This is a genomic window from Streptomyces sp. NPDC104831 (genome assembly GCF_055583025.1).
The window spans coordinates 31,742-51,435 of the sequence record NZ_JBVJOT010000018.1 but is presented as its reverse complement, the minus strand read 5'-3'; the positions used below and the strand labels follow the sequence as shown (position 1 = coordinate 51,435).

The 19,694-nt window shown below is 72.0% G+C and carries 17 protein-coding genes; 8 read left to right on the top strand and 9 right to left on the bottom strand.

The window, feature by feature from the left end:
* Positions 1–44 precede the first annotated feature (44 nt).
* From ACZ63H_RS15015 to ACZ63H_RS14990, 6 genes are all read right to left on the bottom strand, one after another.
* The gene (locus tag ACZ63H_RS15015) at positions 45–1,457 is read right to left on the bottom strand and encodes a nucleobase:cation symporter-2 family protein (RefSeq protein WP_469864983.1); all 1,413 of its coding nucleotides are present in this window, start codon (positions 1,455–1,457) and stop codon (positions 45–47) included.
* A 64-nt stretch (positions 1,458–1,521) separates the two neighbouring features.
* Positions 1,522–2,445 (bottom strand): factor-independent urate hydroxylase, encoded by a 924-nt coding sequence (gene pucL / locus ACZ63H_RS15010; protein WP_469864981.1) that lies wholly within the window; start codon positions 2,443–2,445, stop codon positions 1,522–1,524.
* A 4-nt stretch (positions 2,446–2,449) separates the two neighbouring features.
* Complete coding sequence (uraH, locus tag ACZ63H_RS15005) at positions 2,450–2,851, bottom strand: hydroxyisourate hydrolase (RefSeq protein ID WP_469864979.1); 402 nt, start codon at positions 2,849–2,851, stop codon at positions 2,450–2,452.
* Between the two features lie 4 nt (positions 2,852–2,855).
* Complete coding sequence (uraD, locus tag ACZ63H_RS15000; RefSeq protein ID WP_469864977.1) at positions 2,856–3,368, bottom strand: 2-oxo-4-hydroxy-4-carboxy-5-ureidoimidazoline decarboxylase; 513 nt, start codon at positions 3,366–3,368, stop codon at positions 2,856–2,858.
* 151 nt (positions 3,369–3,519) lie between these two features.
* Entirely contained in the window at positions 3,520–3,831 is a 312-nt protein-coding gene (locus ACZ63H_RS14995; protein ID WP_469865119.1) for a helix-turn-helix domain-containing protein, read from the bottom strand.
* A gap of 47 nt (positions 3,832–3,878) precedes the next feature.
* Positions 3,879–4,142: a YkoF family thiamine-binding protein gene (locus ACZ63H_RS14990; protein ID WP_469864975.1), complete on the bottom strand. Its 264-nt coding sequence runs from the start codon at positions 4,140–4,142 to the stop codon at positions 3,879–3,881.
* Between the two features lie 149 nt (positions 4,143–4,291).
* Between ACZ63H_RS14990 and ACZ63H_RS14985 the strand changes: the two genes are divergently transcribed.
* The 5 genes from ACZ63H_RS14985 (at position 4,292) to ACZ63H_RS14965 (ending at position 9,271) form a co-directional block, all read left to right on the top strand.
* Positions 4,292–5,149, top strand: coding sequence for a TIM barrel protein (locus ACZ63H_RS14985; RefSeq protein WP_469864973.1), 858 nt, complete (start codon positions 4,292–4,294; stop codon positions 5,147–5,149).
* 66 nt (positions 5,150–5,215) lie between these two features.
* On the top strand, positions 5,216–6,106 hold the full coding sequence (locus ACZ63H_RS14980) for a 2-hydroxy-3-oxopropionate reductase (RefSeq protein ID WP_469864971.1): 891 nt from the start codon (positions 5,216–5,218) through the stop codon (positions 6,104–6,106).
* A gap of 171 nt (positions 6,107–6,277) precedes the next feature.
* Complete coding sequence (locus ACZ63H_RS14975) at positions 6,278–7,741, top strand: catalase (protein WP_469864969.1); 1,464 nt, start codon at positions 6,278–6,280, stop codon at positions 7,739–7,741.
* Between the two features lie 420 nt (positions 7,742–8,161).
* Positions 8,162–8,395: a hypothetical protein gene (locus tag ACZ63H_RS14970; protein ID WP_467939815.1), complete on the top strand. Its 234-nt coding sequence runs from the start codon at positions 8,162–8,164 to the stop codon at positions 8,393–8,395.
* Between the two features lie 159 nt (positions 8,396–8,554).
* Positions 8,555–9,271 (top strand): TIGR04222 domain-containing membrane protein, encoded by a 717-nt coding sequence (locus ACZ63H_RS14965; RefSeq protein WP_469864967.1) that lies wholly within the window; start codon positions 8,555–8,557, stop codon positions 9,269–9,271.
* Positions 9,272–9,327: 56 nt separating this feature from the next.
* Here ACZ63H_RS14965 and gcl read toward each other — a convergent pair whose 3' ends face one another.
* From gcl to ACZ63H_RS14950, 3 genes are all read right to left on the bottom strand, one after another.
* Positions 9,328–11,115 carry a glyoxylate carboligase gene (gene gcl, locus ACZ63H_RS14960; RefSeq protein ID WP_469864965.1) on the bottom strand — a complete coding sequence of 596 codons (1,788 nt, stop codon included), beginning with the start codon at positions 11,113–11,115 and terminating at the stop codon, positions 9,328–9,330.
* A gap of 232 nt (positions 11,116–11,347) precedes the next feature.
* Positions 11,348–12,994: an AMP-binding protein gene (locus ACZ63H_RS14955; RefSeq protein ID WP_469864963.1), complete on the bottom strand. Its 1,647-nt coding sequence runs from the start codon at positions 12,992–12,994 to the stop codon at positions 11,348–11,350.
* The gene (locus tag ACZ63H_RS14950; RefSeq protein ID WP_469864961.1) at positions 12,991–14,661 is read right to left on the bottom strand and encodes an AMP-binding protein; all 1,671 of its coding nucleotides are present in this window, start codon (positions 14,659–14,661) and stop codon (positions 12,991–12,993) included. The genes ACZ63H_RS14955 and ACZ63H_RS14950 overlap by 4 nt, the downstream gene beginning before the upstream one ends.
* 113 nt (positions 14,662–14,774) lie before the next feature.
* Here ACZ63H_RS14950 and ACZ63H_RS14945 point away from each other — a divergent pair, with 113 nt between their 5' ends.
* From ACZ63H_RS14945 to ACZ63H_RS14935, 3 genes are all read left to right on the top strand, one after another.
* Positions 14,775–15,605, top strand: a complete 831-nt coding sequence (locus ACZ63H_RS14945) for a helix-turn-helix transcriptional regulator (RefSeq protein WP_469864959.1) — start codon at positions 14,775–14,777, stop codon at positions 15,603–15,605.
* Between the two features lie 153 nt (positions 15,606–15,758).
* Positions 15,759–18,578 carry a helix-turn-helix transcriptional regulator gene (locus ACZ63H_RS14940; protein ID WP_469864957.1) on the top strand — a complete coding sequence of 940 codons (2,820 nt, stop codon included), beginning with the start codon at positions 15,759–15,761 and terminating at the stop codon, positions 18,576–18,578.
* Positions 18,579–18,790: 212 nt separating this feature from the next.
* Positions 18,791–19,582, top strand: a complete 792-nt coding sequence (locus ACZ63H_RS14935) for a S1 family peptidase (protein WP_469864955.1) — start codon at positions 18,791–18,793, stop codon at positions 19,580–19,582.
* Positions 19,583–19,694: the final 112 nt, after the last annotated feature.

Here is a 19,694-nt window from a genome sequence, read left to right as displayed (position 1 = left end):
GGCCCGTGGCCCAGGGGGTACCACGGGGAGGGCACGGCAGGACCCTAGGAGGATTTGAGTGCCGGAGCCGGCTGCCGGCCCCGGGTGCCGAGATGGTGGAAGAACAGGTTCAGCAGGACGGCGACGAGCGCGCCCGCGCTGATGCCGGAGCCGAGGACGGTCTGCGCCCAGGCCGGGAAGTCGGCGTAGAAGGTCGGCGCGGCCAGCGGGATGATGCCGGCGCCGAGTGCCACGGCCACCAGGATGATGTTGGAGCTGTCGTCCAGGCCCGCCTCGGAGAGCGTCCGGATGCCGCTGACGGCGATGGAGCCGAAGAGCACGATGCCGGCGCCGCCGAGGACCGGCATGGGGACCAGGGAGACGACCGCGCCGAGGACCGGGAAGGCGCCGAGGACGATCAGGCTGCCGCCGGCGACGGCGACGACGTACCGGCTGCGTACCCGGGTGAGCGAGACGACGCCGACGTTCTGGGCGAAGGCGGAGGTGGGGAAGCCGCCGAAGACCGGCCCGAGCAGGGTGGCGAGGCCGTCGGTGCGCAGGCCCCGGGTGATGGTCCGGGCGTCGGCGCGGCGGTCGCAGATCTCGCCGAGGGCGAGCATGCCGGCGCTGGACTCGGTCATCAGCACCAGCATCACGATGCACAGCGAGAGGATGGCGGCGGGCTGGAACTCCGGTGCGCCGAAGGCGAACGGGGCGGGCAGCGCGGCGACGGGCGCGGACTTGATGCCGCTGAAGTCGGCCATGCCGAAGGGCATCGCGGCCAGGGTGCCGATGAGCAGCCCGAACAGCAGGGCGACCTGTTTGACGAAGCCCCTGCCGAAGCGCTGGATCAGCAGGATGACGACGAGGGTGAACCCGGCGAGCGCCAGATAGCGCATGTCGCCGAAGTCGGCGGCGGTCTTGTCGCCGCCTTGGGCCCAGCCGACCGGGACGGGCATCAGCGTGACGCCGATCAGGGTGATGACCACGCCGGTGACCAGGGGCGGGAAGAAGCGGAGCAGCCTGCCGAAGAACGGGCCGAGGGCCAGGCAGAAGGCGCCCGCCACCATTACCGCGCCGTAGATCGCGGGGAGTTGGTGCCCTTGGCCGTTGGTCTCGGCGATCGCGAGGATGGGGGCGATGCCGGCGGAGGAGGCGGCGTTGACGAAGGGCAGCCGGTTGCCGACGAAGCCCTTGACGCCGATGGTCTGCAGGATGGTCGCGATGCCCGCGATGAGCAGGCTCGCGGCGATGAGCCGGGTGCGGGCCGCGATGTCGAGCCCGCAGGCCTGGCCGATGATGAGCGGAGGAGTGACAACGCCTGCGTACATCGCGGCGATGTGCTGGAGCGCGGCGGGGACGAGCCGCGAGGGGTGGAGCTTCTCGTCCACCGGGTGCACGGACGTGACGGCGTCCTCGATGTGCACCGGCGGGGTGGAACACGGGGCTTTCGCCGGCCCCTTTGCAGGCTGTGCCATTTTGTTCCCTCCGGTGTAGCGCGCCCCCGGCCCGTCAGGCCGGGCCGGGGGCGGGCGTCCCGCGTCAGAGGTTGGTCATGTCGACCGGGATACGGGCCTCACAGCCGTCCCGCAGGATGGTGGCCTCGATGAGGCCGTAGGGACGGTCGGCGGCGAAGTAGACCTCGTTGTCGTTCTTGAGACCGAACGGCTCCAGGTCCACGAGGAAGTGGTGCTTGTTGGGCAGCGAGAAGCGGACCTCGTCGATCTCGCTGCGGTTGTTGATGATGCGCGAGCCCATCTGGTACATCGTCTGCTGGAGCGAGAGGGAGTACGTCTCGGCGAAGGCGTGCAGCATGTGCTTCTTCACCTGCTCGTAGGACCTCTCCCAGTTGGGCATCTTCTGCGCGTCGTCGGTCCAGTTGAACCGCCAGCGGCCGGCGACCTGGGTGGCGAGGATGCGGTCGTACGCCTCCTGGAGGGTGGTGTACTTGTCCTTGACGTAGCCCCAGAACTCGGAGTTGGTCGAGTTCATCACGACCAGGTCCTTCAGCCCGGAGATGACCTCCCACTGCTCACCGTCGAAGGTGATCTGGGTGAGGCGGACCTCCTGGCCCTTGCGGACGAAGGAGTGCTTGACGTCGTCGGCGCCGATGAACTTGCTGTTGGCGTCGGAGGTCTCGATCCGCTCCCAGGCGTACTCCTCGATGCGGATGCGCGCCCGGTGGATCGGCTCCTGGCTGGTGACGAAGTGCCGGGCGAGGTGGATGCCGAACTGCTCGGCGGACTCGATGCCGTACTCCTTGGCGAACGCGAACACCGTGTTCTTGGTGGTGTCGGTCGGCAGGACGTTGGCGTTGGAGCCCGAGTAGTGGACCTCCTCCATGTCGCCGCTCAGTGCGATGGAGACGTTGAGGTCCTTGATGTGATGGGTGGCGCCGTCCCGCGTGATCTTGACGACTCGGTTCTCGGCCTTGCCGTACTGGTTCTGTCCCAGGATGGTCGGCATGTAGCTAGCTCCCTCGGTAAACGGAGTAGCCGAACGGGTTGAGCAGCAGCGGTACGTGGTAGTGCTCCCCGGGCACCACGGCGAAGGTGATCGCCACCTCGGGGAAGAACACGGCACCGCTGTCCCGGTTCGCGGGGGCGTCCTGCTGCGCATCGGCTTGCTTGTTCGCAGAATTTTCGAAGTACGGCTCGACCGCGAAGTCCAGCCGTACGTGGGTGGTCCCTTCCGGCAGGGCCGGCAGGTCCTTGCACCGGCCGTCGGCGTCGGTCGCCGAGCCGCCGAGCGCCTGCCAGTCCGCCTCGCGCCCCGAGCGGGCGGAGAGGCGGACGGCGACGCCCTCGGCGGGGCGGCCGATCGAGGTGTCCAGGATGTGCGTGGACACGGAGGCGGTGGTGCTGGTGCTCATGGTCTCAGGCGTCCTCTTCGACGAGTCGGGCCAGTCGGATGCGGTTGATCTTGCCCAGCTCGGTGCGGACGATCTCCCGCTCCTGCTCGGGCGAGTTGCCGATCCGCTCCTTGACCGCGTCGCGCATCTGCTCGCCGGTCCGGCCGGTGGCGCAGATGAGGAAGACATGCCCGAACTTCTCCTGGTAGGACAGGTTGAGTTCGAGCATCTCCGCCTTGAGCTCCTCGGAGGCACCGGCCATGCCGCGCTGTTCGCGGGCGGAGGTCGGGTCGCCGGGCTTGGGCCGCCCGATCGGCGGGTGCCCGGCCATCGCCTCCGCCAGATCGGCGGCGGTCAGCTCGGCCATGGCGGCGTCGCTGGCGGTGTAGAGGTCCTCCGGGGTGGCGTAGGGGCGGGTGGCGAGCAGTCGCCGGGCCCACTCCGTGGAGGCGCACGCCTCGTGGAGGGCGGCGAGGGCCTCGCGCTCCTCCAGATCGTTGAACCGGGCCAGACCCGGGGGCGTGGAAGTCGTCGTCACGGGAGCCTCCGTGGCCGCTTCGGGCCGTTGTGCTGAACGGGCTGCGGATAGCTAACGCCCTCGGAAACATCACGTCAACACTTTGTTGAAAATTCCGCGTAACAAGCCGGGTTGGGGTCCGAACGGCCCTTGCGCCCCCGGTTCGGGCCGGTCAGACGCCCTTCTCGCGGTTGAGGTAGTTGTAGACCGTGAAGCGGCTGACGCCGAGCGCGCCCGCCACGGTCTCCACGCCGTGCCGCACGGAGAACGCGCCGCGCGCCTCCAGGATCCGGACGACCTCCTGCTTGGCCCTGCGGTCCAGGTCGGCCAGCGGCCGGCCCTCCTTGCGCTCCATGGCGGCCAGGATGTGGTCGAGGGAGTCGGCGAGCTGCGGCAGGCGCACGGCGACGACGTCGGCACCCTCCCAGGCGAGGACGACGTCCTCGGGGCCCGCCTCGTCGGGCGGGAGCATCGTCCCGCCCATGGCGTCGACCAGCGGCTTCACCGCCGCGATGAAGGGCTCGTCCCCGGTCACCTATCACCCTCCCCGGTTCCGTCACCGATCACGTTGACCTGGAGCGAGACCCGGGTGGCACCGGCCTGCAGGGCCTTGCGCAGCAGCGTGTCCACCGCGCCGAGCACGCGGTCGGCGCCACCCTCGGCGGTGTTGCCGAAGGGCCCGACGTCCACGGCGTCCAGCTCGGCCGTCTCTATGACCTCGCGCGCCACCAGGGCGTGCGCGGGTGCCTCCTCCAGGTCGAAGGGCTCGGTCGTGAACTCCACTCTCAATCGCACGCGCTCAACCTAACGCGCGGGGCGGCCGCGGGGGACGGCTCTCGCGGACCCCCCTTGACAAGCGGCGACACACGACGGCAATCTTCCATTACGCAGAAACGAACTTCCGTAATACGGAATCTCGACCCACGGAAGGGAGCGCGGCCCGAATGCCAGGTTTCGAGTGGAGCACCGCCGCAGACCAGCGCTTCAACGTCAACCTGTCGATCCTCTTCACGGAACTCCCGCTCCTGGAGCGCCCCGCGGCCGCCGCCGCGGCGGGCTTCACCGCGGTCGAGCTGTGGTGGCCCTGGATCGACTCCCCCACCCCGCCCCGGTCCGAGCTGGACGCCCTGAAGAAGGCGATCGAGGACGCGGGGGTCAAGCTCACGGGCCTGAACTTCTACGCCGGTCAGCTGCCGGGCCCCGACCGCGGCGCCCTGTCGCTGCCGGGCGAGGAGTCGGAGAGGTTCCGCGCCAACATCGACGTGGCCGCCGACTTCGCGGCCTCCCTCGGCTGCACGGCGCTCAACGCGCTGTACGGCAACCGGGTCGAGGGCGTGGACCCGGCCGAGCAGGACGCGCTCGCCCTGGAGAACCTGGTCCTCGCGGCCCGGGCGGCCCACCGGATCGGCGCGATCCTGCTGATCGAGGCGCTGAACAAGCCCGAATCGCCGCTGTACCCGCTGGTGTCGGCGCCGGCCGCGATCGAGGTCGTCGACAAGGTGAACGCGGCGACGGGTCTCGGCAACGCCAAGTTCCTGATGGACCTGTACCACCTGTCCATGAACGGTGAGGACCTGCCCGCGGTCATCGACGCCCACGCGGCGAAGACCGGGCACGTGCAGATCGCCGACAACCCCGGCCGCGGCGCCCCCGGCACCGGCTCGCTCCCCCTGGAGGAGCTGCTCGGCCGGCTGCGGAAGGCCGGTTACGACGGCTGGGTCGGCCTGGAGTACAAGCCGGGCGACCGCCCGAGCGCCGAGGCGTTCGACTGGCTCCCGCGCGAGGCCCGCGCGGCCCGCTGAGCCGTCGGCCCCCGGCACCGGCCGCCCTTCACAGACGTACGCCGCAGCAAGAGAGGCACCCTGAACATGAGCAACCTTCCCAAGATCGCGTGGATCGGCCTCGGCATCATGGGCTCCCCCATGTCCGAGAACCTGATCAAGGCGGGTTACCAGGTCACCGGCTACACCCTGGAGAAGGAGAAGCTGGACCGCCTGGCCGCCGCCGGCGGCGCCGCGGCCGGCTCGATCGCCGAGGCCGTGCGCGACGCCGACGTGGTCATCACGATGGTGCCCGCCTCCCCGCAGGTCGAGGCCATCGCCTACGGCCCGGACGGCATCCTGGAGAACGCCCGGCCCGGCACCCTGCTGATCGACATGTCCTCGATCACCCCGCAGACCTCGGTGGACCTCGCCAAGGCCGCCAAGGACAAGGGCATCCGGGTGCTGGACGCCCCGGTGTCCGGCGGTGAGGCCGGCGCCGTCGAAGCGGTGCTGTCCATCATGGTCGGCGGCGAGCGGGCCGACTTCGACGAGGCCAAGCCGGTCTTCGAGGCCCTCGGCAAGACCATCGTGCTGTGCGGTCCGCACGGCTCGGGCCAGACCGTGAAGGCCGCCAACCAGCTGATCGTCGCCGTGAACATCCAGGCGTGCGCCGAGGCCGTGGTCTTCCTGGAGAAGTCGGGCGTGGACCTCCAGGCCGCCCTGGACGTCCTCAACGGCGGCCTGGCCGGCTCCACCGTGCTGACGCGCAAGAAGGACAACTTCCTCAACCGCGACTTCAAGCCCGGGTTCCGCATCGACCTGCACCACAAGGACATGGGCATCGTCACCGACGCCGCCCGCAACGTCGGCGCGGCCCTGCCGGTCGGCGCCGTGGTCGCCCAGCTGGTCGCCAGCCTGCGCGCCCAGGGCGACGGCGGCCTGGACCACTCGGCCCTGCTGCGGGCCGTCGAGCGCCTGTCCGGCGCCCAGGTCTGACGACCCCTCGCACTTCCGGGCCGCGGCGCCGCCGACACCTGTCCTGTCGCGCCCAGGCGGCGCCGCGGCCCGGAATCGAATTCAACAAAGTGTTGACGCTCAGTTCACCCCACTCCTAGGCTCCACAAAGCGGAAACAGTTTTCCGCTGACACCCGCACGGAAGGTCCACGATGTCGAAGCGCGTGCTCACGACAGAGTCCGGCGCACCGGTCGCCGACAACCAGAATTCCGCCTCCGCCGGCGTCGGCGGCCCGCTCCTGATCCAGGACCAGCACCTCCTGGAGAAGCTCGCGCGCTTCAACCGCGAGCGGATCCCGGAGCGTGTCGTGCACGCCCGCGGTTCCGGCGCCTACGGCCACTTCGAGGTGACCGACGACGTCACCGGCTTCACCCACGCCGACTTCCTCGCCGAGATCGGCAAGCGCACCGAGGTGTTCGTGCGCTTCTCCACGGTCGCCGACTCCCTCGGCGGTGCCGACGCGGTCCGCGACCCGCGCGGCTTCGCGGTGAAGTTCTACACCGAGGAGGGCAACTACGACCTCGTCGGCAACAACACCCCGGTGTTCTTCATCAAGGACCCGCTGAAGTTCCCCGACTTCATCCACTCGCAGAAGCGCGACCCGTTCACCGGCAAGCAGGAGCCGGACAACGTCTGGGACTTCTGGGCGCACTCCCCCGAGGCCACGCACCAGGTGACCTGGCTGATGGGCGACCGCGGCATCCCGGCGTCGTACCGCCACATGGACGGCTTCGGCTCGCACACCTACCAGTGGACGAACGCCAAGGGCGAGGCCTTCTTCGTCAAGTACCACTTCAAGACGAACCAGGGCATCCGCTGCCTGTCCGCCGAGCAGGCGCAGGAGCTGGCGGGCAAGGACCCCAACTCGCACCAGACCGACCTGCTCCAGGCGATCGAGCGGGGCGTGCACCCGTCCTGGACGCTGCACGTGCAGATCATGCCGGCGGCCGAGGCGGCGGACTACCGCTTCAACCCGTTCGACCTGACCAAGGTCTGGCCGCACAAGGACTACCCGCTCCAGCGCGTGGGCCGCCTGGTCCTCGACCGCAACCCGGACAACGTGTTCGCCGAGGTCGAGCAGGCCGCGTTCTCCCCGAACAACTTCGTGCCCGGCATCGGCCCGTCCCCGGACAAGATGCTCCAGGGCCGGCTGTTCGCCTACGCGGACGCCCACCGCTACCGCCTCGGCGTCAACCACACCCTGCTCGCCGTGAACGCCCCGAAGGCGGTTCCGGGCGGTGCGCAGAACTACGGCCGCGACGGCTTCATGGCGGTCAACGGCCAGGGCCGGCACGCCAAGAACTACGAGCCGAACTCCTACGACGGCCCGGTGGAGACCGGCCGCCCGCTGTCCGCCCCGCTCGCGGTGGCCGGTCACACGGGCAACCACGTGGCTCCGCTGCACACCAAGGACGACGACTTCTTCCAGGCCGGCGAGCTGTACCGGCTGATGTCGGACGAGGAGAAGTCCCGCCTGGTCGCGAACATCGCCGGCGGCCTCTCGCAGGTCTCCCGCGACGACGTGATCGAGAAGAACCTGGCCCACTTCCACGCCGCCGACCCCGAGTACGGCAAGCGCGTGGCGGAGGCGGTCCGCGCCCTGCGCGAGGACTGAGTCCCAAGGCTGCGTCCGGGACGTGACGGGGAGGTCGTGCCCCGGACGCGAAGACCCCGCCGCCCCGGGTGATCCGGATGAGGGGTGATCACCCGGGTACGGCGGGCAGGGCGAGGACCGCGGTGGCGTGCGAGCCAGTGCGGTGGTGAAGGAGACCCGGGCTCCCCTCTCGACCAGAGGGAGGGGACGCCCGCCTCCGTCGCCGTCACCGCGGTCCCAGCCCCATCCTCCGGCCGCACCGCCGGAGGAACCCAGGCCCCGTCCGGCGGCGCGATCGACCTGTCGCGCCCAGCCTCGCGCCGTCGGACGGCCACCACGTGGTGGAACGAAGCGCCCCCTCCGGTCCGGAGGGGGCGCTTCGCGCTGTCCGGGGCCGGTCCCCGGCGTGCGCCTCCCCGGTGTCCGCAGCACGCTGAAGGCATGGGCAACCCGACACAGCACCCGCACATCGTGGTCCACTCCCCCGCCCTGGACGGCTCCCGGCGGGTCACCGAGGGGGACGTGACGCTGGGGATCGCCTCGCACCTGGACGACGTGGTGGAGATCCTCCGGCTGGCCGACCTGGACCGGATCGAGGTGGAGGTGAGCGACCTGGTCGAATGGCAGGGCGGCGGCCCGGACGACTGGCCCGGGATGAGTGGACACGACTTCTAGCCACGCCGTCTACGACAGGGGGCGTAGACGGGCTACGCAACCCTCAAATCAAGCTCTGAACAGCGCCGACGAGGTCGCGACGGCCGCTCGCGACGGGCACAGTATCGGCACACGGGGCCCGCCTGCACGGGGGCGGCGGGCCCCGTTCGGGGGTGTCTCATGGGCCGCACGACGCCGGTCGCCGTTCCGTCCGATCCGTACGCGGTCGCGCTGCTGCGCGGGGGCGACCGCGCCGCCGTGAGCGTCGCCGTGTTCGCCCTGCACCTGCGCGGCGCCGTCGAGGCGGGCCGGCCCGGCACGCTGCGCAAGACCGCGGCGGGCGGCGCGGGGCCGTACCGGCACCCGCTGGAGAAGGCGGTCCGCACCGGCCTGTACCGCCCGGCCGGACCGTCGGAGCTGCCCGGCCGGGCCGTGGTGCGCCGGGCCCTCGCCCGGCTGCGGGCCGGGCTGACGGCCGAGGGGCTGCTGCGCCCGCTGCCACCCCGCCGCACCCGGGCCGCCCGCCGGGCCCTGGCGGTCCTGCGCGAGCGCCGGCCGCTGCCGCAGGGCCCCGGGGACCTGCCCGAGGAGGAGCTGCTGCTCGCCGTCGCGCTGTACGGCGAACGGGCCCTGACCGTCCTCGCACCGGACTTCGCCCGCCGGGGCGGACTCACCGGCCGCGGCGCGCTCGCCGACGAAGGCCGCTTCCCGTTCGGCCGGGCGCCCGGGCACCGCCGGTACTTCGATGACGAGTACGACACTTACGGCGTGTACGGCGAGGCCCCGGTCGGCTGGGACGACGACGACCGGGGCCAGGGCGGCGGTTCGTCCACCGAGTACGAACACGGCGGCGGCCACGACTACGGCGGGGGATCCGGGGGCGGCGGATTCGACTGAGGGCATGGCGAAGGGGCGGCCCGTCCCCCCGGGCGGGCCGCCCCTGGCTGCGTGCGTCAGACCTTCAGCGTCTTGATCGAGGTCGGCGCGTGGCCCGGCTCGGTGGCCAGGTCCTCGAACTCGCTGATGTCGCTGATGTCCATGGTGCGGCTCATCGAGATGTTGGTGATCCGCTCCAGGATCGCCTCGACGACGACCGGCACCCGGTACTCGGCGGCCAGCTTCTTGGCCTGCTCGAAGGCGGCGCCCAGCTGGTCCGGCTCGGTGACCCGGATCGCCTTGCAGCCGAGCCCCTCGGCGACCTTGACGTGGTCCACGCCGTAGACGCCGATCTCGGGCGTGTTGATGTTCTCGAACTCCAGGTTGACCTGGAAGTTGATGTCCAGGCCGATCTGCGCCTGGCGGATCAGGCCCAGGTAGGCGTTGTTCACCAGGACGTGGACGTAGGGGATCCTGTGCTGCGCGGCGACCGCCAGCTCCTCGATCAGGAACTGGAAGTCGTAGTCGCCGGAGAGCGCGACGACCGGGGAGTCCGGGTCGGCCTTGGCGACGCCGATCGCGGCCGGGATGGTCCAGCCGAGCGGGCCGGCCTGGCCGCAGTTGATCCAGTGGCGCGGCTTGTACACGTGCAGCATCTGCGCGCCGGCGATCTGGGACAGGCCGATGGTGGTGACGTAGCGCGTGTCGGGGCCGAAGGCCTTGTTCATCTCCTCGTACACGCGCTGCGGCTTCATCGGCACGTTGTCGAAGTGCGTACGGCGCAGCAGGGTGGCCTTGCGCTCCTGGGTGGAGGCCACCCAGTCGCCGCGGTCGGGCAGCCTGCCGGCCGCCTTCAGCTCCTTGGCCACCTCGACGAACAGCTCCAGGGCGGCCTTCGCGTCGGAGACGACGCCGTAGTCCGGCGGGAAGATCTTGCCGATCTGGGTGGGCTCGATGTCGACGTGGACGAACTTGCGGCCCTCGCGGTAGACGTCGAGCTTGTAGCCGGTGTGGCGGTTGGCCCAGCGGTTGCCGATGCCGAGGACGAAGTCGGACGCCAGGAAGTTGGCGTTCCCGTACCGGTGCGAGGTCTGCACGCCGACCATGCCGGCGTTCAGCTCGTGGTCGTCGGGCAGCGTGCCCCAGCCCATCAGGGTCGGCACGACCGGGGTCTGGGTCAGTTCGGCGAACTCGACCAAGAGGTCGCTGGCGTCGGCGCCGATGATGCCGCCGCCGGCCACGATGACCGGGCGCTCGGACTCCAGGAGGAAGGTGAGGGCCTTCTCGATCTGGGCGCGGGTCGCGGTGGGCTTGTAGACCGGCAGCGGCTCGTAGGTCTCCGGGTCGAACTCGATCTCGGTGAGCTGCACGTCGATCGGCAGGTCGATCAGGACCGGGCCGGGCCGGCCGGAGCGCATCAGGTGGAAGGCCTGCTGGAAGACGCCGGGGACCTGGGCGGCCTCCAGGACGGTCACCGCCATCTTCGTGACCGGCTTGGCGATCGAGGCGATGTCGACGGCCTGGAAGTCCTCTTTGTGGATCACGCTGGTCGGCGCCTGGCCCGTGATGCACAGGATCGGGATGGAGTCGCCGATGGCCGAGTACAGGCCGGTGATCATGTCGGTGCCGGCCGGACCGGAGGTGCCGATGCACACGCCGATGTTGCCCGGCTTGGTACGGGTGTAGCCCTCGGCCATGTGCGAGGCGCCCTCGACGTGGCGGGCGAGGGTGTGGTGGATGCCGCCGCCCTGCTGGAGGGCCTTGTAGAACGGGTTGATCGCCGCGCCCGGCACACCGAAGGCGTCGGTGACGCCCTCGCGCTTGAGGATCTCAACTGCCGCACGGGCAGCGGTCATACGAGCCATCGAGTACTCCTGCTTCGGCCTCTCGGATGCGTACTCCCGTCGCGCCCCGCGGTGAGCACAGTCTCCCGAATGTCGATCTCCGCAATCTTTTCCGTATTGCGGAATATAACTTCTACTATCTGGAAGCAATGTAAGGGGGTGGAGGAAGGTCGTCAAGAGCGGTCCGGCCACCGGAAAGCACGGGAGGGCCGCCCGTGCGGCACGGGCGGCCCTCCGAGGGGTGCGGGGCGTCTCAGGTTCCGTAGGTCTCCCGCAGCTCGACCTTGCGCACCTTCCCGGACACCGTCATCGGGAAGGAGTCGAGCAGTTCGAGCCGGCTGGGGATCTTGTAGTGGGCGAGGCGGCCCGCACAGAAGTCCCTCAGCTCGGCGAGGGTGAGCGGCCGCGCGGGGTCGCTCGGGACGACGCAGGCGAGGACCTCCTCGCCGTACCGCTCGTGCGGCACCCCGACCACCTGGACGTCCCGGATCCCGGGGTGGGCGTGGAGGAACTCCTCGACCTCGCGCGGGTAGACGTTCTCGCCGCCCCGGATGATCAGGTCCTTGATCCGGCCGACGATCTCCACGTACCCGTCCTCGCGCATCACCGCGAGGTCCCCCGTGTGCATCCAGCGGCCGGCGTCGACCGCCTCGGCCGTCTTCTCCGGCGCGTTCCAGTAACCGAGCATCACGCTGTACCCGCGGGTGCACAGCTCCCCCGCCGCCCCCCGGGGCAGGGTCACCCCGGTGGCGGGGTCGACGACCTTGACCTCCAGGTGGGGCAGCACCCGGCCGACGGTGGCGGTGCGGTGCTCCAGGTCGTCCTCGATCCGCGTCTGCAGCGACACCGGTGACGTCTCCGTCATGCCGTAGCAGATGGAGACCTGCTCCATGTGCATCTCGGCGACCACCCGTTTCATCACCTCCACCGGGCAGGGCGAGCCCGCCATGATGCCGGTGCGCAGGGAGGACAGGTCGTGGTCCGCGAAGTCCGGCAGGTTCAGTTCGGCGATGAACATGGTCGGGACGCCGTACAGGGACGTGCACCGCTCCCGCTCGACCGCCTCCAGCGTGGCCCTCGCGTCGAAGGAGGGGCCCGGGATGACCAGGCACGCGCCGTGGGAGGTGGCGGCCAGATTGGCCATGACCATGCCGAAACAGTGGTAGAAGGGGACCGGGACGCAGATCCTGTCCCGTTCGGTGTACGCGATCATCTCCCCCACGAAGTAGCCGTTGTTGAGGATGTTGTGGTGGGAGAGGGTGGCCCCCTTGGGGAAGCCCGTGGTGCCCGACGTGTACTGGATGTTGACGGGGTCGTCGCAGGACGGCTCCTCGAACGGCTCCGCCGCGGCCCCGGGGGTGGCGCGCGCGAGCAGCGCGTCCCAGCCCGGGTCGCCGAAGTAGACCGTCTCCCGCAGCCCGGGCAGCCCGGGCCGCACCTCCTCGACCATCGCGCGGTAGTCGCTCGTCTTGTGTGCGAGGGAGGCGAACAGGAAGGACACACCGGCCTGTTCGAGGACGTAGGCGACCTCGTGGGTGCGGTACGCGGGATTGATGTTCACCATGATCGCGCCGAGCCGCGCGGTGGCGTACTGGACCAGCACCCACTCCGGGCGGTTGACCGCCCAGATGCCCACCCGGTCCCCCTTGGCGACCCCGCTCGCGCGCAGCGCGTGCGCCAGCCGGTCGACGTCGGCGCCGAACTCGGCGTAGGTCCAGCGCCGGCCCGACGGCACGTCGACGAGCGCCTCGCGGTCCGGCCAGGCGGCGACGGCCCGGTCCAGGTTGGCGCCGATGGTGTCGCCGAGCAGCGGGGTGGTCCCCGTCCCGTGGGCGTACGAGAGCCGGGGCCCGTGGGTGTGCGGGGACCCGGCCCCGGGGGCCTGGGCGGGCGCGGTCACCGGAAGTCCTCCTCGCGGTACTCGGCGGACGAGCCCGCGGCCGTGGCCTCGCGCAGCTCGATCCGGCGGATCTTGCCGGAGACGGTCTTGGGCAGGGCGCCGAACTCCAGCCTGCGGATGCGCTTGTAGGGGGCGAGCACCTCGCGGGAGTGCTCGAAGAGGGCCTTCGCGGTGCCGGGACCGGGCTCCCAGCCCTCGGCGAGCACGACGTACGCCTTGGGCACGGCGAGCCGCAGCTCGTCCGGGGCGGGCACCACGGCCGCCTCGGCCACCGCCTCGTGCTCCAGCAGCGCGCTCTCCAGCTCGAACGGACTCACCTTGTAGTCGGAGGACTTGAACACGTCGTCGCTGCGCCCGATGTACGTGAGGTACCCCTCCTCGTCCCGGGTCGCGATGTCCCCCGTGCGGTAGTAGCCGCCCGCCATGGCCTCGGCCGTGCGGTCCGGGTCGCCGTGGTAGCCGGTCATCAGGCCGGCCGGGCGCTCGGCCAGGTCCAGGGCGATCTCGCCCTCGGCGGCCCCGGGCGCGCCGGAGACCGGGTCGAGGAGCTCCACCCGGAAGCCGGGGCTGGGGCGGCCCATGGAACCGGTCTTCAGCGGCTGGCCGGGGGTGTTGGCGACCTGTACGGCGGTCTCGGTCTGGCCGAAGCCGTCCCGGATGGTCACCCCCCAGGCCCCCCGGACCCGCTCGATGACCTCGGGGTTGAGCGGTTCACCGGCGGCCACGGCCTCGCGGGGCGGGTTCTGCAGCCGGGTGAGGTCTGCCTGGATGAGCATCCGCCACACGGTCGGCGGGGCGCAGAAGGTGGTGACGCCGGCGCGGTCCATCTCGGCCATCAGCCGGGTGGCGTCGAAGCGGGTGTAGTTGACGACGAAGACGGTCGCCTCGGCGTTCCACGGGGCGAACAGGTTGGACCAGGCGTGCTTGGCCCAGCCGGGCGAGGAGATGTTCAGGTGCACGTCGCCGGGCCGGAGCCCGATCCAGTACATGGTGGCCAGGTGGCCGATCGGGTACGAGGTGTGGGTGTGCTCGACCAGCTTGGGGCGGGCGGTCGTGCCCGAGGTGAAATACAGCATCAGCGGGTCGTCGGCCAGGGTCGGGCCGTCCGGGACGAAGTCGGCGGGGGCCGCGCGGGCGTCCTCGTACGGCTCCCAGCCCTCCTCCGGCAGGCCCCCGACGCTGATCCGGGTGTAGGTGCCGGGCACGCCGTCGAACTTGGCGGTGTCCTCCGCCCGGACGATCACGTGCCGCACCCGGCCCCGCTCCACCCGGTCGCGCAGATCGGCCGGGCCGAGCAGCGGGGTGGCCGGGATGACGACCGCGCGCAGCTTCATCGCGGCCAGCGCGGTCTCCCACAGCTCCGCCTGGTTGCCGAGCATGACGAGGATCCGGTCCTCCGCGGCGACCCCGCGCTCGCGCAGCCACCGGGCCACCCGGCTCGAGCGCTCGGACAGTTCGGCGAAGGAGAGCCGGGTCTCGCTGCCGTCCTCCTCGACGATGTGCAGCGCCGTGCGGTCGTTGCCCTCGGCGATGACGTCGAACCAGTCCAGCGCCCAGTTGAAGTGTCCGGGCCGGGGCCAGCGGAAGCCCTCGTAGGCGGTGGCGTAGTCCTCGCGGTGCTCCAGCAGGAAGTCCCGGGCCCTGCGGAACGTCTCGGTCTGCGTCATCCACGTCCTCCTCGGTACCGGACCATTGCCGGGCGGCTCCCCGGCATCGTCTAATCCGTGATGCGGGTCTCACTACCCCCGAACGGGGTGGACCGCACCGAAGGAGCGACGAGGTGGCAGCAGAGGCCGTGGCGGCGGCGGAGATACACGGCGCGCTGGCCCGGCTGCGGCGCGCCACGGGGCTGCCCGTCGCCTTCGGCGGCCTGGTCGAGCCCGGCCGGCCGCACATCCGCATCAGCGAGCTGAGCGGCACGGCCACGCCGGCGCTGCGCTCGCTCGCGGTGACCTCCGGCACCGGGCTGGGCGGCAAGGCGGTGGCGCTGGCCCGGCCGTGCGCGGTGCCGGACTACTCGCGTTCCCGGCAGATCAGCCACGAGTACGACGCCCCGGTGGCCGCCGAGGGCATCCGCGCGGTGCTCGCGGTGCCGGTGGTGGTGCGGCGCCGGGTGCGCGGGGTGCTCTACGGCGCGCTGCGCTCGCCCCGGCCGCTGGGCGACCGGACGCTGGACGCGGCGGTGTCGGCGGCGCGGGACGTGGAGCAGGCGCTGGTGGTGCGGGACGAGGCGCGCGGCCTGCTGGCCGCGGCCCGGACCGGGCCCGCCCCGGCCGGTCCGGGCGCCGCCGGGGAACAGGTGCGCGAGGCGCACGCGGCGCTGCGGGCGCTGGCGCCCCGGATCCCCGACCCGGCGCTGCGGGCCGAACTGCTCGCCGCCTGCGGGCTGCTCACCACGCCGCCGCGAGCCGGGGGCGTGACCCTGGCGCCACGCGAGCTGGACGTGCTGTCCTGGGTGGCGGCGGGAGCCACCAACGCGGCGGTGGCCGAGCGGCTGGGCATCGGCCCGGAAACCGTCAAGAGCTATCTGCGTTCGGCGATGCGGAAGCTGGGCGCCCACACACGAGGAGAGGCGGTGAGCGCGGCCCGCGGGGCGGGACTGCTGCCCTAGCCCGAAGACGGCGGGGAAACCCGCCCATTCCTCCGGCGCCGCTTTGCATTTCCCTCCACTTGACCGTTTGTTATTTCCCTCACCACGGCTTCCGTCCGAATTTCAGGGATCGTTGCCTAGAATTTGGCCCGGACACGACACAGGAGGGGAGCGGTGACCGTGCGACGGGACTTCCAGGAGTCTGCCAGGTGCCGCCCCGACCTGGTCATCGGCCGCGAGGAGCTGTTCGCCGGCGCCCACGGGCAACTCGCCTCGGGGGGCAGTGTGCTGCTCCACGGTCCCGCCGGAATAGGGAAATCGACCGCGCTGCGGGCATTGGCCGAGGAATACGGCGCCACCGCGCGCACGGTGTTGCGGTGCTCGGCGACGGAGTCCGAATCCCATCTTCCGTTCCTCGCCCTCGCCGATCTGCTCGGACTGGTCCTCGACGAGGTCTCCCCCCGGCTGCCCGCCGCCCAGCGCACCGCCCTGGAGTCGGCGCTCACCGGCCGCGGCGAGTCCAGCCTCCAGCGCGACGGTCTCGCGCTGCGCCTGGCGGTGCTCTCCGCGCTGCGCGCGCTCGCCGCCGACGGCCCGGTCCTGATAGTCGCCGACGACCTGCAGTGGCTGGACCCGGCCAGCGCCGAACTCCTCGGCTTCGCCGCCCGGCGCCTGGAGGGCACGCCGGTGCAACTGCTGTGCGCGGTGCGCACGGAGGGCCAGGAGAGCCAGGAGTACGACCGTCAGCTGCGCTCCTGTCCGCCGGGCACCCTGGCCGTCCGGCTCGGCCCGCTCACCCGCGCCCAGGTCGCCCAGCTGCTCGACCACCGCGGCCACGGCGGACTGCCCCGCTCCACGGTCCGCGAGATCCACCGCACCAGCGGCGGCAACCCGCTGTTCGCGCTGGAACTGGGCCGCGCCCTCGCCGACAGCCCCACCCCGCCCCGGCCCGGCGAGCCGCTGCCGGTGCCGACCTCGCTGCGCGCCCTGGTCCTCAGCCGACTGGACCTGCTCTCGGTCGAGGCCCGCCGCACCCTGCTGGTGGCCAGTGCCGGCGCCCGTCCCACCCCGGCGCTGCTGCGCGCGGCCGGCCGGGAGAACGCCGAGGCCGAGTGCGCCCAGGCCGCCGAACTCGGGCTGCTGGCCACCGAGCCCGACGCGCCCGCCGTACGGTTCGCGCACCCGCTGATCTCCGCCGCGCTGTACGCGGAGGCACCCGCGCACGAGCGGCGGGCGGCGCACGCGGCGCTGTCCACCGCCGCCTCCGACCCGATAGAGCGGGCCCGGCACCTCGCCCTGGCCACCACCGGCACCGATCCGCAGGTCGCCGCCCGGCTCGCCGGGGCCGCGGCCCTCGCCCGGGACCGGGGGGCGCCTTCGGTCGCCGCCCAGCTCGGGCTGCTCGCCGCCCGGCACACCCCCGCCGACGGCAGCCCCGGCCCGGAGGAGCGCCGGCTCGCCGCCGCCGAGGACGCGATCACCGCCGGCGAGGTCGACCTGGCCCGGGACATCGCCCGGGAGGTGCTCACCCGGGCGAGTGTGCCCGCCGACCGGGTACGGGCCTGGATCATCGTCATCGACACCGCCGGCCACACCATGACCGAGGTCGACGCCGTCTTCCCGCAGGCCCTCGCCGACGCCGGCGACGATCCCCGGCTGCTGGCCCTGGTCCACTACCAGCTGGCCTGGCGGGCGCTGATCGTGGAGGGCGACTTCACCGAGGCCCGGCAGGCCGCCGCGCACGCCGCCGGGCTGGCCGCGCGCGGCCGGGACCGGCGCACCGAGCTGCTCGCCCTCGCCTTCCAGGCGCAGACCGAGACCCTGATGGGCCATCCGGAGGCACCCCGCACCATCAAGCGGGCCCTGCGCGAGCCCCAGGACCCCCGGGTGGCGTGCCATCACAACGGGGCGGGCAGCGCCCGGTTCCGCTGGCTGGTGATGGGCGACCAGCTCGCCGAGGCCCGGGCCACCGTGACGGCGCTGCTGCGCGAGGTGCGCCGGCGCGGCTCGGTGGAGAGCGAGGTGCACTTCCTGCGCGGCCTCGCCGAGACCGAGCTGCGCGCCGGGCACTGCGGGCGCGCCCTGGACCTGGCCCGCGACAGCCTGCGGCTGGCCCGGGACTCGGGCATCGGCGAGACCGCCTCCGCGATGCTCACCTCCCTCGCGGAGGCCTCCGGCGGTGACGTGGACCGCGCGCTGGTGCTGGCCCGGGAGGCGGTGCAGCACGCCGAGGAGGACGGCGACCAGATGTACCTCTCCCGGGCGCTGGGCGCCCTCGGGTACGCGCAGCTGGTGGCCGGGGACCCGGCGGGCACCGTGCGCGCGCTGCGCCGGGTGCGCAGCCTGGAGCTGGGCCTCGGCATCACCGACCCGGCCCGGGGCCGCTGGCAGGGGGACCTGGCCGAGGCGCTGGTCCGCACCGGTGAGGTGGCCGAGGCGCAGGACGTCATCGACGTGAGCCGGGAGCACGCGCTCCGGCTCGGCCGGGAGAGCGTGCTCGCCGTGCTGGACCGGTCCGAGGCGCTGGTGCGCGCCGCCCGGGGCGACCGGGAGGCCGCCGTCGCCCAGCTGACGTCCGCTCAGGACCGGCTGGGCAAGCTCGGCTACGGACTGGAGGAGGCGCGGGCCGCGTTCGCGCTGGCCCGGCTGCGCGGCCGGGGGCCCGGGGCGGCGGCCTTCGACGAGGCCGGCCGGATGTTCCGGCGCTGCCGGGCGCTGCCCTGGCTGCGCCAGGTGGAGGACACGCTCGCCGCTCCCGAGCCGGACCCGGTGCCGGACCGGCCGGAGGCACCGGCCGCGCTGGAGGTGCTGGCCGCGATGGAGCGTCAGGTCGCCGCGCTGGTCATGGAGGGGGCCACCAACCGGGAGATCGCGGCCCGGCTGTTCATCAGCGTGAAGACGGTGGAGGCGACCCTGACCCGGGTGTACCGCAAACTGGGGATCCGGTCGCGGGTCGACATCGTCCGATTGGCGGCGGCTCGACGGGCGCGCTGAGCGGGCCCCTAGTTAACTGAACCGGACCGAGGGTTTTCCCTCACCCAGCCCCTTAGGGGGTTCCCTCATTGGGGGCCGTGGGTTCCGGGTCCTAGCGTAAAGGGCGTGCCGCTCGCCCGGGCACACGGGGTCGGTCCTGCGACCTCCCCGTGCACACCGCCCACCGACACCCGCGCGACCCCCCACCGGTGCAACCCCCACTGAGGAGACTCATGTTCGGGCCCAGACGTGTGAGAAAGACCGCCGCGACCCTGGTGGCCACCGCCGCCGCCGCGGCGACCGCGCTGCTCGCCTCCCCCACGGCGAGCGCCGCGCCCCAGCCCATCGTCGGCGGTACGACCACCACGACGACCGCGTACCCGTTCACGATGCAGATCACGGACGCGTCCCAGAACCAGTTCTGCGGCGGCACCCTGGTGGCGCCCACGAAGGTCGTGACGGCCGCGCACTGCATGGTCGGCGAGACCACGGGCAGCGTCCGCGTGGTCGGGGGCCGGACCTATCTCAACGGCACCAACGGCACGGTGAGCCGGGTCAGCAGGATCTGGATCAACCCCGGCTACACGGACGCCACCAACGGTGACGACGTGGCCGTGCTGACCTTGTCGACGTCGATGCCGTACACCACGGCCAAGTACGTCACCTCCGCCCAGACGAGCGTCTACGCGGCCGGGACCACGGCCCGGATCCTCGGCTGGGGGACCACCTCGGAGAACGGCAGCTCCTCCAACCAGCTGCGGACCGCGACCGTGCCGGTCGTGTCCGACTCCAGCTGCCGTTCCTCCTACGGTGCGGACTTCGTCCAGTCCGACATGGTGTGCGCCGGATACACGTCCGGCGGCGTGGACACCTGCCAGGGCGACAGCGGCGGTCCCCTGCTCATCGGGGGCGTCCTGGCAGGGATCACTTCCTGGGGCGAGGGGTGCGCGGAGGCCGGTTACCCGGGTGTCTACACCCGGCTGACCACCTTCTCGGACCTGGTGACCGCACAGGTCACCGCGTAACCCGGAAGACCTCCCGAGTACCCCTCGGGTATGTGCCGGGGGGGGGGGGGGGGGGGGGGGGTGGCGCCGCCGTAGAAGCCGCCGACCACACCGACACGCAAGTCGCCCTCGC

What these genes read in the sequence shown, in the direction of transcription:
- ACZ63H_RS14965 (WP_469864967.1), top strand. Translation starts at nt 8,555, where the DNA reads ATGGGCCGCACGACGCCGGTCGCCGTTCCGTCCGATCCGTACGCGGTC.
- pucL (WP_469864981.1), bottom strand. Translation starts at nt 2,445, where the DNA reads ATGCCGACCATCCTGGGACAGAACCAGTACGGCAAGGCCGAGAACCGA.
- ACZ63H_RS14970 (WP_467939815.1), top strand. Translation starts at nt 8,162, where the DNA reads ATGGGCAACCCGACACAGCACCCGCACATCGTGGTCCACTCCCCCGCC.
- gcl (WP_469864965.1), bottom strand. Translation starts at nt 11,115, where the DNA reads ATGGCTCGTATGACCGCTGCCCGTGCGGCAGTTGAGATCCTCAAGCGC.
- ACZ63H_RS14995 (WP_469865119.1), bottom strand. Translation starts at nt 3,831, where the DNA reads ATGGGCGGGACGATGCTCCCGCCCGACGAGGCGGGCCCCGAGGACGTC.
- ACZ63H_RS14985 (WP_469864973.1), top strand. Translation starts at nt 4,292, where the DNA reads ATGCCAGGTTTCGAGTGGAGCACCGCCGCAGACCAGCGCTTCAACGTC.
- uraH (WP_469864979.1), bottom strand. Translation starts at nt 2,851, where the DNA reads ATGAGCACCAGCACCACCGCCTCCGTGTCCACGCACATCCTGGACACC.
- ACZ63H_RS15015 (WP_469864983.1), bottom strand. Translation starts at nt 1,457, where the DNA reads ATGGCACAGCCTGCAAAGGGGCCGGCGAAAGCCCCGTGTTCCACCCCG.
- ACZ63H_RS14935 (WP_469864955.1), top strand. Translation starts at nt 18,791, where the DNA reads ATGTTCGGGCCCAGACGTGTGAGAAAGACCGCCGCGACCCTGGTGGCC.
- ACZ63H_RS14975 (WP_469864969.1), top strand. Translation starts at nt 6,278, where the DNA reads ATGTCGAAGCGCGTGCTCACGACAGAGTCCGGCGCACCGGTCGCCGAC.
- ACZ63H_RS14980 (WP_469864971.1), top strand. Translation starts at nt 5,216, where the DNA reads ATGAGCAACCTTCCCAAGATCGCGTGGATCGGCCTCGGCATCATGGGC.
- ACZ63H_RS14950 (WP_469864961.1), bottom strand. Translation starts at nt 14,661, where the DNA reads ATGACGCAGACCGAGACGTTCCGCAGGGCCCGGGACTTCCTGCTGGAG.